At 37.3% G+C, this 17,494-nt stretch carries 18 protein-coding genes; 13 read left to right on the top strand and 5 right to left on the bottom strand.

What is annotated here, in order from left to right; all coding sequences use genetic code 11:
- Positions 1-155: 155 nt before the first annotated feature.
- The 3 genes from gnd to zwf are packed head-to-tail and all read right to left on the bottom strand — an operon-like array spanning position 156 to position 3,829.
- On the bottom strand, positions 156-1,610 hold the full coding sequence (gene gnd / locus H5084_RS10570; protein ID WP_310735750.1) for a decarboxylating NADP(+)-dependent phosphogluconate dehydrogenase: 1,455 nt from the start codon (positions 1,608-1,610) through the stop codon (positions 156-158).
- Positions 1,594-2,331 carry a 6-phosphogluconolactonase gene (pgl, locus tag H5084_RS10565; RefSeq protein WP_182690420.1) on the bottom strand — a complete coding sequence of 246 codons (738 nt, stop codon included), beginning with the start codon at positions 2,329-2,331 and terminating at the stop codon, positions 1,594-1,596. Before pgl ends, gnd begins: the two co-directional genes overlap by 17 nt.
- Position 2,332: 1 nt before the next feature.
- Positions 2,333-3,829: a glucose-6-phosphate dehydrogenase gene (gene zwf, locus H5084_RS10560; protein WP_182690419.1), complete on the bottom strand. Its 1,497-nt coding sequence runs from the start codon at positions 3,827-3,829 to the stop codon at positions 2,333-2,335.
- A 285-nt stretch (positions 3,830-4,114) separates the two neighbouring features.
- On the opposite strand from zwf, the gene H5084_RS10555 reads away from it, so the two are divergent.
- The 5 genes from H5084_RS10555 (at position 4,115) to H5084_RS10535 (ending at position 7,908) form a co-directional block, all read left to right on the top strand.
- Positions 4,115-4,750, top strand: coding sequence for an SGNH/GDSL hydrolase family protein (locus tag H5084_RS10555; RefSeq protein WP_259396753.1), 636 nt, complete (start codon positions 4,115-4,117; stop codon positions 4,748-4,750).
- Between the two features lie 453 nt (positions 4,751-5,203).
- Entirely contained in the window at positions 5,204-5,779 is a 576-nt protein-coding gene (locus H5084_RS10550; RefSeq protein WP_182690418.1) for a YceI family protein, read from the top strand.
- 167 nt (positions 5,780-5,946) lie between these two features.
- Positions 5,947-6,480, top strand: coding sequence for a redoxin domain-containing protein (locus tag H5084_RS10545; RefSeq protein WP_182690417.1), 534 nt, complete (start codon positions 5,947-5,949; stop codon positions 6,478-6,480).
- Between the two features lie 170 nt (positions 6,481-6,650).
- Positions 6,651-7,298: a LysE family translocator gene (locus H5084_RS10540; protein WP_182690416.1), complete on the top strand. Its 648-nt coding sequence runs from the start codon at positions 6,651-6,653 to the stop codon at positions 7,296-7,298.
- Positions 7,299-7,503: 205 nt separating this feature from the next.
- Entirely contained in the window at positions 7,504-7,908 is a 405-nt protein-coding gene (locus tag H5084_RS10535) for a GFA family protein (protein WP_028869584.1), read from the top strand.
- 129 nt (positions 7,909-8,037) lie between these two features.
- Here the strand turns inward: H5084_RS10535 and H5084_RS10530 are convergent, their stop codons facing one another.
- Positions 8,038-8,826: a hypothetical protein gene (locus H5084_RS10530; protein WP_182690415.1), complete on the bottom strand. Its 789-nt coding sequence runs from the start codon at positions 8,824-8,826 to the stop codon at positions 8,038-8,040.
- 175 nt (positions 8,827-9,001) lie between these two features.
- Between H5084_RS10530 and H5084_RS10525 the strand changes: the two genes are divergently transcribed.
- Together H5084_RS10525 and H5084_RS10520 are read left to right on the top strand one after the other, a co-directional pair.
- The gene (locus tag H5084_RS10525; RefSeq protein WP_028869586.1) at positions 9,002-9,400 is read left to right on the top strand and encodes an NUDIX domain-containing protein; all 399 of its coding nucleotides are present in this window, start codon (positions 9,002-9,004) and stop codon (positions 9,398-9,400) included.
- Positions 9,401-9,608: 208 nt separating this feature from the next.
- A complete protein-coding gene (locus H5084_RS10520; protein ID WP_182690414.1) occupies positions 9,609-10,022 on the top strand; it encodes a GFA family protein in 414 nt (137 codons plus the stop codon).
- 82 nt (positions 10,023-10,104) lie between these two features.
- On the opposite strand, the gene H5084_RS10515 is transcribed toward H5084_RS10520, so the two are convergent.
- Positions 10,105-11,301 carry an MFS transporter gene (locus H5084_RS10515; protein WP_182690413.1) on the bottom strand — a complete coding sequence of 399 codons (1,197 nt, stop codon included), beginning with the start codon at positions 11,299-11,301 and terminating at the stop codon, positions 10,105-10,107.
- A 474-nt stretch (positions 11,302-11,775) separates the two neighbouring features.
- Between H5084_RS10515 and H5084_RS10510 the strand changes: the two genes are divergently transcribed.
- From H5084_RS10510 to H5084_RS10485, 6 genes are all read left to right on the top strand, one after another.
- Positions 11,776-12,099 carry a hypothetical protein gene (locus H5084_RS10510; protein WP_182690412.1) on the top strand — a complete coding sequence of 108 codons (324 nt, stop codon included), beginning with the start codon at positions 11,776-11,778 and terminating at the stop codon, positions 12,097-12,099.
- A gap of 69 nt (positions 12,100-12,168) precedes the next feature.
- On the top strand, positions 12,169-13,587 hold the full coding sequence (locus H5084_RS10505) for a VWA domain-containing protein (RefSeq protein ID WP_182690411.1): 1,419 nt from the start codon (positions 12,169-12,171) through the stop codon (positions 13,585-13,587).
- A gap of 57 nt (positions 13,588-13,644) precedes the next feature.
- Positions 13,645-14,313: a sigma-70 family RNA polymerase sigma factor gene (locus H5084_RS10500; RefSeq protein ID WP_182690410.1), complete on the top strand. Its 669-nt coding sequence runs from the start codon at positions 13,645-13,647 to the stop codon at positions 14,311-14,313.
- Positions 14,306-15,136, top strand: coding sequence for a hypothetical protein (locus H5084_RS10495; protein WP_182690409.1), 831 nt, complete (start codon positions 14,306-14,308; stop codon positions 15,134-15,136). The genes H5084_RS10500 and H5084_RS10495 overlap by 8 nt, the downstream gene beginning before the upstream one ends.
- 232 nt (positions 15,137-15,368) lie before the next feature.
- Entirely contained in the window at positions 15,369-15,821 is a 453-nt protein-coding gene (locus H5084_RS10490) for a hypothetical protein (protein ID WP_028869591.1), read from the top strand.
- 458 nt (positions 15,822-16,279) lie between these two features.
- Positions 16,280-17,236 carry a sensor domain-containing diguanylate cyclase gene (locus tag H5084_RS10485; protein WP_182690408.1) on the top strand — a complete coding sequence of 319 codons (957 nt, stop codon included), beginning with the start codon at positions 16,280-16,282 and terminating at the stop codon, positions 17,234-17,236.
- The last annotated feature ends 258 nt before the right edge of the window (positions 17,237-17,494 follow it).

Raw genomic sequence — 17,494 nt, 5'->3', positions numbered from 1 at the left:
ACAAGAAATAAGGCGTTAAACCATTGTAATACTCAATGATTTAACGCCTTTGCTTATGGCGTTGCTATCTTAAACATAGCTACTATATAAATAGCTACTATATAAATAGCTAGTTTATAAATAGTTACCTTAAGCTTGAGTGCGGTTAAGATTATTTAAGCATCATAGGTGGTGGAGGAAATATTGCCCCCGTGTCCTGTCCAGTTGTTATGGAAGAACTCACCAGCGGGTTTATCTATTCGCTCAAAGGTATGTGCGCCGAAATAATCTCGTTGTGCTTGGATCATATTTGCTGGCAATTGCGCCGTTGTGTAACCGTCTAAAAAGGTGAGTGCAGAGGTCATACATGGCATTGGTAAGCCAATTTGCAGTGAACTAGATGCAACGTCTCTCCATGCTGGTAAACAACGTTCTAGGATATCTTTAAAATAAGGGTCTAAGCCTAGGAAGTTAAGTTCAGGTTGTGTCGCAAAAGCGTCACGAATATTACCCAAAAATGCACTACGTATAATACAACCACCGCGCCACATTAATGCCACGTTACCGTAATTTAGCTCCCAATTGTTTTCGTCCGATGCTTGTCTCATCAGCATAAAACCCTGTGCATAGGAGATGATTTTACTCGCTAATAGGGCATCACGTAAGGCATTAACCCATTTTGCTTTATCTTCTTTGATAGGCGAAATAGATTTGTTAAATAGGCTACTCGCCTCTACACGTTGTTGTTTAATAGAAGATAAGTAACGTGCAAAAACAGATTCAGTAATTAATGTTAAAGGAATGCCAAGGTCAAGGGCATTAATCCCTGTCCATTTCCCGGTTCCTTTTTGCCCTGCGGTATCCATAATTTTTTCAACCAGAGGTTCGCCATCAGTGTCTTTAAAGGCCAGAATTTGTATGGTTATTTCTACTAAATAACTATTTAATTCTGTCTCATTCCATTCACGGAAGGTGGCTTCCATCTCTTCATGTGACATCAATAATGCTTCTTTCATAAAGTGATAAGCTTCACTGATTAACTGCATATCACCGTATTCAATACCATTATGGATCATTTTTACAAAATGGCCTGAGCCAGCATTACCCACCCAATCACAACAAGGTTCACCTTGATCCGTTTTTGCAGAAATACCTTGGAAGATAGGTTTGATATGCGGCCACGCTTTAATGTCGCCACCTGGCATAATAGAAGGGCCAAAGCGCGCACCTTCCTCACCACCAGAAACACCTGCACCTACAAAGTGAAGGCCTAACTCGCTTAGTTTTTGAACACGACGGTTGCTATCGACATAGTTAGAATTACCGCCATCAATGATAATATCTCCTTTATCTAAGAGTGGCAGCAGGGCATCTATAAAATGATCAACAACGTCACCTGCGCGCACCATTAACATTATCTTACGTGGTGCTGCTAATAAGCTCACCATCTCCTCTAAGGAATGCGCGCCAACAATATTGGTATCTTTTGCTGTTGATGCTAAAAATTGGTCAACTTTTGACACGGTACGATTATAAGCAACCACTTTAAAACCATGGTCGTTCATATTTAAAATTAGGTTTTGCCCCATCACGGCTAGGCCTATGACTGCGATATCAGCATTCATCATTATTTCCTTTTTGTAATAGTGTTGCGGATTCTGGATCTAAATAAAACTCGGTTAATCCTGATTTAGTTGAAATATGAGCTGCAGGGTAAATGTCCCCACTATCCGCTTGAGTATTTATTGTATAAATCATTTCAGCTTTACTCGCGCCCATCACTAAATAAGTAATACGTTTACTCTGCTCTATTAAATGTGCGGTTTTAGAGATGCGTAATTGACCAGATTGTGGTTGTGTTGCAATAAACGTTAAGTTAGTTTCATCGTAATTAGTTTGTCCTGGGAAAATCGATGCGGTGTGCCCATCTCCCCCCATCCCCAAAATGATCCAATCAAATTGTGGAATATTATGATCGCCACAGGGAATGAAGTCTTGTATCTCTTGTGCATAACGAAGTACTTCTTCAGCGGGTGGGTTTTCGCCTTTAATACGATGAATATTCGCTTCTGGAATAGCGATATGATCAAATAAACGTTGTTTACATTGACCATAGTTACTTTCAGCATCGTCAGCGGCAACACAGCGTTCATCACCCCACCAAAAGTGCAGTTGCTGCCAGTTGATGGTGTTTGCATAATCAGAACTTGCTATATAATCAAATAACAGATTAGGCGTAGAACCTCCCGATAAAGAGATATGGATTTTATGTTCACTAACACTGAGTTGTTGTAAATCAGTCGCCAGTTGATCAAGCAATGCTTGAGTGGAATTAAAAATAATATTATTCACATTAAAGCTCACAGTAGTCAGTATCAGTTAAATTCTTACAAGGAGAACGCCATGTTTGGTCTTTTTCAAACAGCGCTTCTGCCTCAATCGGCCCCCATGTTCCTGCGGCATAACCGTAAAGATCAAAGGATTGTTTTTTATAATCGAGAATAGGCTGCACAAATTGCCAACAGGCATGAACGGCATCACTTCTAGAAAATAAGGTCGCATCGCCTTTTACAACATCTAATAATAAGCGTTCATAAGCCGTTAAGAGCTGTGTGTTTTTTAAGTTCTTGTAATGGAAGTCCATAGAAACTTCCTCGGTGTTAAAACCAGATCCAGGTTTTTTTAAACCAAAAGTAAGTAAAGTACCTTCATCGGGCTGGATACGAATGATCAATTTATTATCTGGTGGATTGGCTGAAAAAACCGGATGTGGTGTTTTTTTGAAGTGAATAACCACTTCAGTAACACGAGTAGGCATGCGTTTAGCGGTACGTACATAAAAGGGTACACCGTCCCAACGCCAGTTTTTAATAAACATTTTTAATGCGACATAGGTTTCAGTACGAGAGTCATTAGGTACACCCTCTTCTTCACGGTAGCTTAATAAGCAGTTACCACGCACATGTGATTTTGTATATTGGCCTAGCACTAGGTTATGTTTTAGGTCATGGTCGGTCAGAGGTTTTAGGCATTGCAAAACTTTAACGACTTCATCACGCATAGAATCAGCGTTAATCACTGCTGGTGGTTCCATTGCCACCATTGCGATCACTTGTAATAAGTGATTTTGGATCATGTCGCGCATCGCACCGGAATTATCGTAGTAACCTCCACGAGTTCCTATCCCTAAATCTTCTGCGCCAGTAACTTCAATATAATCGATATATTTAGCATTCCATAAAGGTTCAAAAATACTGTTTGCAAAGCGTAAAACGAGCATGTTTTGTACTGTTTCTTTGCCCAAGTAATGGTCTATGCGATAAATTTGTTTTTCGGTAAAATCTTGATATAAGCTTTTATCTAGCTCGATTGCTGATTCAAGGTCGTAACCAAAGGGTTTTTCAATGACTAAGCGTTTCCAACCGTTATCTTCTTTGTTCATGCCATGCGCAGCAAGATTTTTAGGAATGACGGAGTATAGGCTAGGCGGTGTCGCAAGGTAAAAAAGGGTATTACTTGGTATTTTTAATTGTGTTTCTAAGGATTCAATACGCTCTTTAAGGACTGCATATTGATCTACTTTTGCAGGATCAATCGCTTGATAAAATAAGTGTTTAGAAAATTTATCTAGTGCCGCTTGATCAACATCTGGGTCAGACTCGATATGCTTAATTAATTTATCTCGAAAACTCTGGTCACTATAATCACTTCTACTGACCCCGATAATAGCAAATGAGGTGGGTAATTCTTTTAGCATATAAAGCTTAAAAAGGGCGGGTATTAACATGCGTTGTGTCAGGTCGCCAGATGCGCCAAAAATCACAATGCAGTTATTATCAAGAGTTAACATTAATCTATCCTTATTTAAATAGGCAAAAAAGATTAAAAAAATCTGATTATTAAGTTGTCGCAGATATAGATTTAATTTTTGTGTTTAAACTTATTGTTAAACAACATACTGTTTGATTAACAGCCAATGATATGGACACTGTTTAAAGCATAAAGTTTTGCTTGTATAGGTTGTTTACGGAGATACCATATTCTAAACATGTTTTGTTTAGCAAGGATATTTTTTATAATCAATTATTAAGAATATGATTAATGACTTTCATTTTATAAAATTTCGGCGGTGATAATGATGAAAACAATATTATGCTTTGGTGATTCAAATACTTGGGGAACAGTACCCGATGAGGATCGACGTTATGATCTAACCGAAAGGTGGACAAGCCTATTAAAAAGCGTGCTTCCTGTTCATTTTGACGTTATTGAAGCAGGACAACCTGGCCGAACAACTGTGCATGATGACCCTTTTAATGCAGGCCGAAATGGACTGCAATATTTACGTCCATGTTTAGAGTCTCATGTGCCTGATTTGGTGCTGATCATGCTCGGTACCAATGATTTAAAACATCGTTTTGGCTTATCTCCCGATGACATTTCTCGTGGTGTGTCGGTGCTGGCTGAAACGGTACTTAAATTTGATGCTGCTTGCAAAAAAAAGGCACCTAAAGTTTTATTGATCTCTCCTCCTCCTATTTATGAGGTGGGTGAATTCGCTGATATGTTTGCAGGTGGTGCATCTAAATCCTTATCCTTAGCAAAATACTATCAGCGTAGTGCAGAAAAATTAGGCTGTAGCTACTTTGATGCGGGTAGCGTCGTCACCTCATGTAATAAAGAGGGGATTCATTGGGATGTAGAACAACATCAACTTTTTGCTAATGCTTTAGTGCCCGAGATTCAAGCTATTTTTAGTCATGATATTTAGTGCTGTCGCTTACGATTAACATTCGCTATTAAATATTATTCATTCATTTGATAGCTGCGACAAAAAGAGTGCTACTGTATTCTCCTGATTGAGTGTTAGCCAGGGTGTTTCATACTAGTTATCAAGCTATTAGATTAATATATGCGCTTGCAGTATATAGACGTTGGCTTTTTGCTGATCACTAAACCTCTCTCTCGCATTAGTAAGCCCTCAATTTTTTCAGCAAGGCTTATTTTTCAGTTGGCCGACTATTTTTAAGAGTTTGATTAAATATATATCTTTGATATTGTGGTCGCGCACGTTGACTGCAATATTGGCGTCACGTATCCACCGTAAATACGGATTTATACAACTTAACTTTATACAAATTAACTTTATGTTACTTAACAATGATGTTGAGGCGATGGTGTCTGTAGGTTTTTTTAACGTAATTAAAAATTAATGGAGTTTGTCATGAAAGCTATATCTAGCATTGCATTATTATTGGTATTTTTAACCCCGAGTGCATTTGCACAATGGCAATTACAAAGGGATGATTCAAGCGTCAATTTTGTCTCTGTAAAGAGCTCAACAACAGCCGAAGTTCATCATTTCAAAAAGCTCACCGGTGCGATAAGCGATACTGGGGCTGTTGCTCTCAATATTGATCTGGCTAGTGTTGAAACGAACATTGGTATTCGTAATGACAGAGTTAAATCAATGTTGTTTGAAACCTCTACATTTTTACAAGCCAATGTAACGGGCGCAATTGATATTGAGAAAGTTGCTAGTTTAAACGTGGGTGATAGCTACGTTGAAACAGTTAAGTTAGACCTCGATTTGCATGGTGCTTCACAGGAAGTATCAAACGAAGTACAAGTGGTCAAACTAAATGATGGAAAATTATTGGTTAGCTCCATCAGACCGGTTGTTATTAATGCGAGTAGTTTTGGATTAGAGCCAGGCATAGAGCAATTACGAGAAGTTGCTAAGCTGCCATCAATTAGTACTGCCGTCCCGGTAACATTTAATCTTATTTTTGTGCAATAAAAAGTATACAAACTAGTTCTACTAGTATTGAAAAAGCGGTTGGTTATTGGAGATGTCTGCAAAACATAGGGGCGCAACTCTTTAACCAACTATTTCTATGCTGTTTAATTTAGCGAGATGCTTTTAAACATTTAAAATAAAAAATTCAACCAGTTAGGAGAATTATAATGACACATTCCGCAATTAAAGCAGGTTCGCTATTTCCAAGTACCGTTGTCACAGGTGTTGAAGGCGAAGCGGTTGATATCAGCCAAATTAGCGAAAATGCAGATTGGAGAATGGTGATAGTTTATCGAGGTAAGCATTGCCCATTATGTACTAAGTACCTTAATTTATTAGAAACTTATAAAGAAAGATTTGCTAAAAACGGTGTTGAAATCGTCGCAGTCTCTGCTGACAGTAAAGAGCAACTTGAAATACATTTGCCTGCATTAGAAATTAGTTTCCCTATTTACCATGGTTTAAGCATTGAACAAATGAAAGCGTTAGGTGTTTATATTTCTGATCCTCGCTCTGAGAAAGAAACGGACCATGCTTTTGCTGAACCGGGTTTATTTGTGATCAATGAGAAAGGCAAAGTACAACTATTGGATATATCAAATGGTCCATTCTCGCGCCCTGACTTAGCGGTTTTAGCAGGTGGATTAGAGTTTATTAAAGCGCCTGAAAATGATTACCCGATCCGTGGGACACATCAATAAACGAAGGTAAAGGTATAGTTAGTGTTAGTTTACACTAGAAAAATATGGCTAAAATAAAAGAGTACAATATCTTTTTTTTAGCCTTTATTGTTTTAGTCTTTTTATTTTCTGCTTACTATTATTTTAGTTAATAGGCTTATAAAAGCTTAAATATTATTAATGAGGCCTCTATGGAATGGAGTACATGGTTCGTTTATATCAGTGTGATCAGTATATTGATATTTAGTCCTGGCCCATCGGCGCTATTATGTATTTCTGATGGTGTTAAGTTTGGCAACAAGAAAACAATCCCTACAATTATAGGTGGTGCAATAGCGGCGCTTATTTTGATGAGCATTTCGGCTGTTGGTCTCGGTGCAATTTTAGCCGCCTCAGAACATCTCTTTTTTGTTATCAAAATGATCGGTGCGCTGTATTTGATCTATTTAGGTTGGAGCGCGTGGAAAGAAGGCAAAATAGACCTTCCATCTGAGACTGCAATAGACACTAAATTAGTCTCTTACTCTAGTGTTACACTTTTTCGTAAAGGCTTTATGGTCGGTATTAGTAACCCTAAAGATCTCCTGTTTTTTATTGCCTTGTTTCCAAGCTTTATGGATGCACAATTGCCTCAAGTTGAACAATATATTGTATTAGCCAGCACTTGGTTTTTAATCGATTGCAGTTCTATGTTTATGTATGCAGGTTTAGGCTCAAAAATTAGCCCATTATTAGCTAAACCTCGCACCATGAGTTTTGTTAATCGTACCGTTGGAAGTGTATTTATTGTATTGGGCGGTGCGCTTGCCGCTTCGGCAGGTTTCGATAAAAAAGGATAAATAGCAGTCGCGAAATATATGATTTATTTATTCATATGCACTAGCTGATTTTATATATCAGTTGTTTAAATTAGTTTTCTAGTTAAGTTTTTTACCTAAGCTATTCACGTTAGCTTTCTATTTAAACTATCAATTTAAGTTACCTATTTAAGCTAAGCATGCTATTAAAATAGGTAACATAACTCAATCATAAAGGTGATGTTATATGACCCATGTTTCGGGTAGTTGTTTATGTGGACAGGTTACTTTTGAGAGCAAGGATGATTTCCAACAATTTCATCTTTGCCACTGTATTCAATGCCAAAAAGCCACAGGCTCAGCGCACGCTGCTAATCTATTTACTGCCCCTGAAAATATTAAGTGGCTTTCCGGAAAACAATTAGTTAAGCGCTTTGATTTACCAGGAAGAACGATATCAAATGCATTTTGTATGGAATGCGGTGGGGCTGTTCCGTATCTTTCTTTATCGGGTAACAGCTTAATAATTCCAGCAGGTTGTTTAGATACGCCAGTTTCAATAGCGCCACAAGATAATATATTTTGTTCAGAACAAGCAGAGTGGTATCAAGAAGCGATTACGGCCCATAAATTTGATAAATTTCCAGAGTAATTGATCCGATTCAGTTGAGTGATACTTTACTGTTCTTCATTAATTTTATTATCAGTACTATTTTATCAATTATTAGGTTAGTTAACTAAAAAAGCACCCGAAGGTGCTTTTTAGGTTTTTAAAGCAGAATTATAAGTTACGTAAATATGCGTCGATAAACTGGCGTTGGTTTGGTGCTTTCGGTGCTGTTTTAAATGTCAGAGTTGTGTCGTTTTGACGTAGTTTCAATTGATCAGCAAATTGACATTCAATGTTATTAATGTGGGCAATATCATTTTTAAAGCTTTGATCGTTTTTACACATAGAAGCCATTTCATTCGCTACCTGTGCGCAAAAAGAACCGACGGCATATTTTTGTAATATTTTGTCATCAATTATTTCCCAGTCGACATCGGTTTGTATTTTTACGCCACATTGCTTCTCTATTTCGCTATTAACCGCTGTGATTTTTCCCTGCTGATAACTTAAGTGCTTTTCACGATTGAAGTTAGCTAACTTGGCTTGCAGGCCTTTGCTTTTTTGTTGTTCGTATTGTGCTTTTAAATCGGCAACTAATATAGGATTAGGCGTTTCTTTTTTTGCTAAATAAATACCATCCCGTGTGTCAGGTATGTAGAGCGTGTAGGAGCAACAACTATATCCTTGATCAACACTTACTAGGCTTCGCTCAGAGCCGTCATAAGTATATTTAAAGGCGTTGTTACTACCGTGAGGTTTGAAATCAGTTAAAAAAGTAATGCCATCAATCTCATGATTAATGCCAGTTACTTTTATTAAGGCTTGTCTTTTGTCTGTTGTTGTTGCAATAACAACGTTTACGCCGTCACCAGACGTTAGCTCTATCGGGTATTTAGCGAGGTCTAAAGCAAAGCTGTTAGATGATAAAAGTGCACAGGTTATTAATAATATCTTTTTCACAATAAGTCCTTTTAAGTATGTTAATTTTATATTTTTATCAGTTTATAGCATTGATGATAATGGATTAAAAGCGCTAACTGCTTAGTAAATTGAGAGATTTACAATACAAAGGTATAAAATAGCATTTTTGATGAATACATCTGTATTTCACAGGTGCTAACGTAATGGAATACATATGAAAAAAGTAATTGATAAACTTGCCTGGTTAATGATTCGTGATGGTAAATTGCTTAATGCTCGTTCTAAAAATAAAACACTTTTTTATTTACCGGGTGGTAAGCGTGAAATAGGGGAGTCTGATCAACAAGCATTAATACGCGAAATTAAAGAAGAAATATCAGTCGATCTTATTGCCGATTCTATTCAATATGTCGGTACATTTGAAGCGCCAGCCGATGGAGAACAGTGTGACACGATAGTCAAATTGACCTGTTATTTTGCTGATTTTGAAGGACAGCTTTGCGCGCAGTCAGAAATAGATGAAATCGCCTTTATTGATTTTAATAACAGAGCACGTTGTTCATTAGGTTCTATCAAAGTGATGCAATGGCTGAAGCATGAAAACTTAATGTGATCATAAAGAAACTCACGCTAAAGCGTTACTTGCTTGTATTACGTTTGTTACGGCACGTAATTTGTGGTTTAAAAGAAGGTATTTTCATTCGTAAAAGATAGGTCACAGACTTCATACAATGGAAATAAGTTTATAACATGGGCAGTTACTTATTGATTAATATCTGCTTTAATGTGTTGCAAATAATGATATCAAAATAGGAAATACGATGAAGATTACTGGAAAGTGCCACTGTGGTGATGTTGTTTACCATGCAGAAGTAGATGAAACCAAAGTAGTAAGTTGTTACTGTAGTGATTGTCAGGTGATGTCCAGTGGACCTTTTCGTAGTGCGGTTGTGTCATTACCCAACGCTGTTACTTTTACTGCCGCTCAACCCAAAGAATACGTAAAAACGGCTGAGAGTGGAAATAAACGCGCGCAGGGTTTTTGTGGAAATTGCGGTACAACACTGTATGCCACTTCAGTGGGGGAAGGTGATAAAGTGTATGGTTTACGCTTAGGGGCGATTGAGCAACGTGAGTTGTTGACCCCCAAAGCACAAATATGGTGTCGTTCCGCTGCTCCATGGTTGAAGACATTGGCAGACATTCCTGCCTTTGAGACTGCAATACCTAAATAGTTTTAATGACAAGCCCTAACCCTATCTCCAACTTAATGGTATCAATTCAGTTTAGGGCTTGTATCATACCAATTTAAGCTGATTAAAGGTGCTCATTGAAGGTGATGTTACGCCCACCTAAGTAACCAAACACACCACATAATAAACTGGCTATTGCACATAACCATAACACGGGTGCCCAACTGTCAAACTGTGAATGTAACAAGCCCGCAAACATTGGCCCTATCGCCGCCAGTAAATATCCCACACATTGAGCCATACCTGACAAAGAAGCAGCTTGCCCAGAATGATGAGTACGTAAGCTGATATATGACAGCCCTAAAATAAAAATTGCACCAGAACAAAAACCTAATGTTGTTGACCAAATAAAAGCAAAATCAGGTAAATACAAGAGGCCTAATGCACAAATAAATCCTAATATTGCTAATGATAACGCTAAAAATCGTTGGTCTTTTAGTTTTGATAATAGTGGAATCAATATAATACCCGGCACTGCAGAAGCAAGTTGGTAGGTGCCATGTAATACACCCGCTTGCTGCGCATCATGCCCGCCTTCCATTAATATATTAGGTAACCAAGCAATGAGTACATAGGTAAAAAAAGAATTAAGTCCTAAACACAAGGTAATTTGCCATGCTAATGCGTGATGCCAAATTTTACCGGGGGTCAGTGATTGTGCTAAATCTTTAGTGGGTTTGGTATGCAGCTTTAATTGCGGTAACCAAATGATGGCACTGAATAAAGTGACTAAACCAAAGCAAGCCAAAGCAATCTGCCAACCTATATTTTGATAGGCAGCGAGAGGAATAATAAGGGCGGAGTAGCTGCCTGCAAAAATCCCCATGGCTAATACATAAGCTGAGGTCATGACCGCCACCTTATGTGGAAAGTCGCGTTTTATTAAACTTGGCAATAACACATTACCAATAGCAATCCCTACACCAATTACCGCGGTACCAATATAAAGCACAACGACTGAATCAATTAACCGAGAGCTCAACCCTAATCCAATTAAGATTAATGCGATAAATAATGAGATTTCAAGGCCTTGTTTCTTCGCTAAGGTTGTTGCCACAGGTGAAGCGATGGCAAAGGCAAGCAAAGGTAAAGTTGTTAACATTCCGGCTTGAGAAGCACTAAGTTGAAAGCTACTGATCACCTGATCTAGCACCGGACCAATCCCTGTAATAGGGCCGCGTAGATTGGCTGCAATAAATAAAATACCAAGAATTAAAATGGCGGAGGCAAGGCGGGATCGTTTAGGCGAGATAGAATGCATGCTGAAACTTAATGGTTAGAAAAAAGACCCATGATGATAACAGAGAATAGTAATTAAACGCATTAAATAGTCGCTCTAAATTTGAGTAAAAAATGATTAAAATGAATGATTTTAAATAGTTAGTGGGGCTGATTTTAAGCTCATTAATGATGGCTATTAATTTTAGACATTATTTAATGAGTTATTTAAACCGTTTCATTAAACGCTATTCACTAAAAATATAATAGGGGTAAGTTAAATAACTACGTTATCACGATGCATAACTAGGATACACAGTTACGAGGCATAATTAGGATGCAATGTTACGAGGTCTAGTTACGATGCATAAAAATGTAGCAGAAAAATAATTTAACTTTTTTAACCCCACTTTTGCATGTCATCCGTTTATATCAATAACAAGGCTTTATTTAACGCTCTATACAATTCGTTAAATAAAAGATTTCTATTCTAAATTGAGATAAAAAGGGTGACATCATGAGCAGTAACTTACAGCAAAAAACGAATCAAGAAATGAAGCAAAATGCTAAGCAAGATTTTCAGCAAGAATCGAAGCAATCAACGCAGAGTATTAGTCAGAGCATGAAGCGGGGTGTTGTGCTGCGAGTTGAAAAATATCGTTTAACACTATTAAGTACTGCTATTTTATGTGGATTAACGGCATGCAATCAAACCAATATAGAGCCGCTTCAGGGAAGCGAAAAAGAAGTACACACTGAGTTGCTTGAGCAGGAAATGATGGCCGATCGTCAAGTTAGTCAGCAACTGCAAAAACAATCTCGTATGCAGTCAAAACAGTGAAAATATACAGCGCTTTCAAGCGCACCTGTTTCATCGCGGGTTATTGAACCACCCGTTGCAGCTGAAAAAATGAATACTGAAAACTACTCCGTATCATTATCAAATCCAGTGAAACAAGTTAATAGCAATCCACTATCAACCTTCTCTGTAGATGTAGATAGTGGTAGTTATAGTAATATGCGCCGCTTTATCAATCATGGGCAACTTCCACCTAAGGATGCAGTTCGTGAAGAGGCATTTATTAATTATTTTAACTACCAGTACAGTACACCAGAACGTATTGATACTCCTTTTAAAGTGCACAGTGAAGTTGCAAATGCACCTTGGAATAACCAAAGACAGTTATTAAAAATAGGGATTAAAGGGTTTGAAATAGCAAAAGCAGACTTAAAAGCGGCAAATTTAGTATTTTTATTGGATGTCTCTGGTTCAATGAATGCAGCCGATAAATTACCGCTGCTTAAAACAAGTTTAACCATGTTGACCAAGCAACTTGATGAAAATGACTCCGTCGCTATTGTTGTTTATGCTGGCGCAGCGGGTGTGGTATTGCCTGCGACGGCTGGTAATGATCAACAAACAATTACTAACGCACTTAATAAATTAGCTGCAGGTGGTTCAACGAACGGAGCACAAGGTATTGAGCTTGCTTATCAAATAGCGCAAGAAAACTTTAAAGAGGGGGGCGTTAATCGAGTGATTTTAGCCACTGATGGTGATTTTAATGTCGGTACTCAATCTATAGATAAGTTGAAAGAAATGATTGCCCAGAAACGTGATACAGGTATTGCGTTAACAACGTTAGGTTTTGGGCAGGGAAATTATAATGATGCCTTAATGGAGCAACTTGCCAATATTGGTAATGGCCAACATGCCTATATTGATAATATTAATGAAGCCCGAAAAGTGTTAGTGGATGAGATAAGTAGCACCATGCAAATTATTGCTAAAGATGTCAAAATTCAAGTAGAGTTTAATCCGCAACAGGTTGCTGAATATCGATTAATAGGTTATCAAAATCGCTTATTGGCCAATGAGGATTTTAATAATGATAACGTTGATGCCGCAGAGCTCGGTGCGGGGCATACTGTCACTGCCTTATATGAAATCACCTTAGCGAAGACTGATAATAAGTACATAGATGAATCGCGTTACCAAACCAATGTATTAACAGAAACATCAACAGATCATTTAAATGACCAAGAATTAGCTTATGTAAAAGTACGTTATAAACAACCTAATAGTGATGTTAGTCAGTTAATTAGCCAGCCTGTGATGGTGGTGGATAAAGTAACTAAACAAAGTGATGATTTTAAGTTTGCGAGTGCAGTGGCAGGTTTTGCTCAATTATTAAAAGGTGCAAAATACACAGGGCAATGGCAGTATCAAGATGTTATTAATTTAGCGGTAGAGAGCAAAGGTGAAGATCCTTTTGGCTATCGCGCTGAATTTATTCAGCTTGTGAGAACCGCCAGTGCGTTGCAATAAAATCACTGATAAAGCACAACAATAAAAGAGCACGGGTATTAAGATATTAAGGATATTATGACAGGGATAGCAGACGAAATACTCATGCTGCAATATGCGCAGGGCGATGTACAGGCTTTTAGTGAGCTGTACTATCGCCATAAAAATAGTCTTTATCGATATTTCTTACGTCAAACAGCAACACCTGAATTGGCTGAAGAGTTGTATCAAGATGTCTGGAATAAACTGATCAAAGCTAGTCCCAGTTACCAAGCTGAAAGTAAATTTAGTACCTGGTTATATCGAATCGCCCATAATGAACTAATAGATCATTACCGTCGTCATGCCTCTGAGAAAAAAGTGTTTTCGGCTAGTATTGAGCAAGTACAAGAGAAAGGTCAAGCCCACTCAGTGCGTCATCATTGCAATAGGGAAGTGCATAATAATGATAATGACGAGCAAGGCATAGAGGATGTTAAAGCGGGTTTTTTAGCCGACAAAAATCAACCGAATGTCGATGATGAATTAGAGTCGAAGCAACAAGCTGTGCAATTAAAGTGGTGTTTACAACAATTACCTCGAGAACAAAAAGAAGCTTTTTTACTTAAGCATGAATCAGGTTTTACTTTAAATGAAATCGCACAATTAGTCGGTGAGACGAGTGAAAATATTAAAAGTCGAATTCGTTATAGCATCAATAAGTTAAAGCATTGTGTAAAGCATAACATGGGGAAATTTTATGAGTGATAAGATGACAGATCATGATCTGAATTCCCTTTATCATCAAGGAGCAACAGAGCAACCAAGCGATGCATTGGATCAGTGCATTTTAGCATCGGCAGAAAAACAAGCCAATATTGCTCACGTTCAACATAGTCATAGTGAGAAGCATACTAACAGCACATTTAATAACAACAATAGCGCTACATTAACGGTTGAAGAGAGTGATGTTAATGCGAGCAGTGATAAACCTTCTACACAAGATGTCGTGGCGCTTCCTACAAAAAGTCAGGCTAAGAAGACATTTTCTCGTAAAAAACCACTTTATAAAACATGGTATGGGCAGCTTTCAACAGCTGCTTCACTCGTTTTTGTTGCTGTATTGTACTTACAAAATCAGCCACCGATACGAAGCTTTGCACCGCCGCATGATACGGCGAGTTACGATGAACAACAAATAGGCAGTGAAAGGTTAGAAAGTGAAATGCTAGATAGCCAAATGCAACAAAGCGAAGAAATTGAAGCTGCGATACACTCGCAACAGAAAGAAAATCATAGCATGATGATGCAATCCAAAAAAATGTCTCAGCAAAAACAACAAGCATCAGCAGAGGCGTTACAAGGGCTCCAAGATCGTTCATTGCCCCAAGCTAAAGTAATTGAAAATAATCAACCATCGTCAATAATCGAAGGGCTGAAAATAATAGCATTACATTTAGAGAAAGGTGAAAAGGAGCAGGCTAATATCGTCTTAAAGGCCTTATTAACAGCTTATCCAGAAAGGCAAAAAGAGATAACCGCTTCTTATGAAAGCTTGCAGAAAAGTAATCTAGAAAAAGATGATAGGTAAATGTTGTATTCATTTAAGCATTAGAGCGTTAAAAAGGCCGTTTAATTTTACGTTATTTATTCGATTGTTAGCTCTATAAGCACTGAGCTAATAGAACATTTTTAGAGGTAGGCCGTTGTTTATTTTAGTCATCGCTAAAATATAGTAAACACTGGTAAATAGAGCTGAACTTTTGATCTAATAAGCTGTTAAACTAAGCGCAGAAAAAATGACAATGTAAATAGGATTATAAATGTTAATAGTAGATTACCAGAGCAAAAGTTATCACCGTTTTTTAAATGATATGCCTCAGGTTATAAACCATAAAACCCGTTTTTTGATTACCTTTAATGGTGCAAATGAGGCAGATTTAGAGGCGGTGACAGCAGAGTTAACTGCGATCACAAAAAGTGCAGTACAGCATTCTACTGCGATTAACGATAAAGCAACACCAGAACAAGTTGATGTGTTATTTGCTGATGCACGAAATAGCCGCAATATATTGTTGTTTGAAAAATCTGATTTGTTATTTGATAAAAAAACAGACGTAAAAAATTCACACGAACGTGATAGTGGTTTTGACCTTAATAATTTATTCAAAAATATCGCAAAGCATAACGGTATGGTGATTTTAGCGACTGACAATAAACAAACACTGAGCGCAACCATGTCAACTAAAATGGATGTATTGATCCGCTTTAAGTAACCCGTGTTATACCCATGTTATGGCAATGATAAGCAATGTTCATCGTGCTGATTATTTGTCTATTTTACCTCCTCATTAATGAAAAGAGTCCGGTTTATTTATCAATTGCTTTGACTCTTTTTATTAAATTAATAGCTGTCCACAAAAGACCCTTTCACATGCAACTTCACCGTCTAACTCTGTCCATTTAAATGGTGGCAAATTTAATTTTAACTAAACCAAACTTTATTCTTTTGAATCGAAACAGTTTTTACTGATCAGGTCTTTCAATAAGCGTGTTTTGGTTTTCTTTATTTTGTTATAACTTTGGTACATACTTGTAATTTTTCTTGTTTTTCCTTTATAGGTGGTCAGTTTCAGTCTATCTTTATTATTCAGATTACCTTTAGCGAATCTATAGCGATTGCTAATGTTGCCTTGAGATTGTGAATTAATTAACTTATTTTCAGGACTATTTAATGAAACAAGCAGATATTCCACTTAATGAAAAAAAACGATTACATACACTACAATCTCTAGGGGTGTTAGATACACCTAATGAGGAACGTTTTGATCGCATTACTCGCATGGCTAAAAAAATGTTTAATGCACCGATTGCCATTGTGAGTTTAATTGACGAGGACCGTCAGTGGTTTAAATCTTGTGCTGGCATCGATATTAAAGAAACCTCTCGTGAGATTTCATTTTGTGCTCATACCATTTTAGATAGTGAGGTATTAGTTATTCCTGATACCAGTTTGGACCAGCGTTTCTTTGATAATCCCTTTGTCATTGGTGAGGCTAATATCCAATTTTATGCTGGCTGCCCGCTAGTTGTGAATGGATATAGGGTTGGTGCCGTGTGTATTTCAGATCATCAACCTCGAGACTTTGAGCAAGATGATATTGATTCACTAAAAGACCTTGCTGCGACGGTGGAATTAGAGCTTTCTATATTGGAAATTGCTACACACGATGAACTGACAGGGTTATTAAATCGAAGAGGTTTTTTATCTCTTGCTCAACATTGTTTGAATCTGAGTGCAAGAAATAGATTTCCGGTGACATTAGCTTATTTAGACTTAAATGAGTTTAAACATATTAACGATAACTTTGGCCATGCGGAAGGGGATAATATTTTAAGTTCTTTTTCACAACTGTTAAATAGCCATTTTAGAGAGTCAGATATACTTGCAAGATTAGCTGGTGATGAATTTATTTTATTATTAAATTATACCGCTCAAAATGAAGCAGAGAAAGTCATTGAAAAGTTTATAGGTTACATCGATAAATTTCACCGACAACAGAAAACGCTATTTCCTGTTTCGTTTTCATTTGGGTTAGTAGAATTTGATCCTGAAAAACATCATTCCATTGAGGATTTGTTATCTGAGGGAGACGATAATATGTATCACTGTAAGAAGAGAAATAGTTAATTAATACCCTGCAAATAATTCTGTGTAACTGCGGTTTTTAAACGTAGTCTTTAAGACGGTCTTCGAACGTTATCAATCAACGAGGGATCCATTCAAAAAATGAGGCCGTCTTTCGCAACTAGCCCTTATTATTTTATTGTTCAAGTATGTAAAGAGAAATCGAAGATATAGCTCTATCAATATTTACCTGTCACATCTAATCGTTAGCCAATACCTGCCTATTTATCTTCTCACTACTTTCGGTGTTATAAAACGGCT

The organism is Psychromonas sp. SR45-3, assembly GCF_014163575.1.
Classification (GTDB): domain Bacteria; phylum Pseudomonadota; class Gammaproteobacteria; order Enterobacterales; family Psychromonadaceae; genus Psychromonas; species Psychromonas arctica.
This window is presented reverse-complemented; position numbering and strand designations above follow the sequence as displayed.

What these genes read in the sequence shown, in the direction of transcription:
- zwf (WP_182690419.1), bottom strand. Translation starts at nt 3,829, where the DNA reads ATGTTAACTCTTGATAATAACTGCATTGTGATTTTTGGCGCATCTGGC.
- H5084_RS10555 (WP_259396753.1), top strand. Translation starts at nt 4,115, where the DNA reads ATGATGAAAACAATATTATGCTTTGGTGATTCAAATACTTGGGGAACA.
- H5084_RS10550 (WP_182690418.1), top strand. Translation starts at nt 5,204, where the DNA reads ATGAAAGCTATATCTAGCATTGCATTATTATTGGTATTTTTAACCCCG.
- H5084_RS10545 (WP_182690417.1), top strand. Translation starts at nt 5,947, where the DNA reads ATGACACATTCCGCAATTAAAGCAGGTTCGCTATTTCCAAGTACCGTT.
- H5084_RS10540 (WP_182690416.1), top strand. Translation starts at nt 6,651, where the DNA reads ATGGAATGGAGTACATGGTTCGTTTATATCAGTGTGATCAGTATATTG.
- H5084_RS10535 (WP_028869584.1), top strand. Translation starts at nt 7,504, where the DNA reads ATGACCCATGTTTCGGGTAGTTGTTTATGTGGACAGGTTACTTTTGAG.
- H5084_RS10525 (WP_028869586.1), top strand. Translation starts at nt 9,002, where the DNA reads ATGAAAAAAGTAATTGATAAACTTGCCTGGTTAATGATTCGTGATGGT.
- H5084_RS10520 (WP_182690414.1), top strand. Translation starts at nt 9,609, where the DNA reads ATGAAGATTACTGGAAAGTGCCACTGTGGTGATGTTGTTTACCATGCA.
- H5084_RS10515 (WP_182690413.1), bottom strand. Translation starts at nt 11,301, where the DNA reads ATGCATTCTATCTCGCCTAAACGATCCCGCCTTGCCTCCGCCATTTTA.
- H5084_RS10510 (WP_182690412.1), top strand. Translation starts at nt 11,776, where the DNA reads ATGAGCAGTAACTTACAGCAAAAAACGAATCAAGAAATGAAGCAAAAT.
- H5084_RS10505 (WP_182690411.1), top strand. Translation starts at nt 12,169, where the DNA reads ATGAATACTGAAAACTACTCCGTATCATTATCAAATCCAGTGAAACAA.
- H5084_RS10500 (WP_182690410.1), top strand. Translation starts at nt 13,645, where the DNA reads ATGACAGGGATAGCAGACGAAATACTCATGCTGCAATATGCGCAGGGC.
- H5084_RS10495 (WP_182690409.1), top strand. Translation starts at nt 14,306, where the DNA reads ATGAGTGATAAGATGACAGATCATGATCTGAATTCCCTTTATCATCAA.
- H5084_RS10490 (WP_028869591.1), top strand. Translation starts at nt 15,369, where the DNA reads ATGTTAATAGTAGATTACCAGAGCAAAAGTTATCACCGTTTTTTAAAT.
- H5084_RS10485 (WP_182690408.1), top strand. Translation starts at nt 16,280, where the DNA reads ATGAAACAAGCAGATATTCCACTTAATGAAAAAAAACGATTACATACA.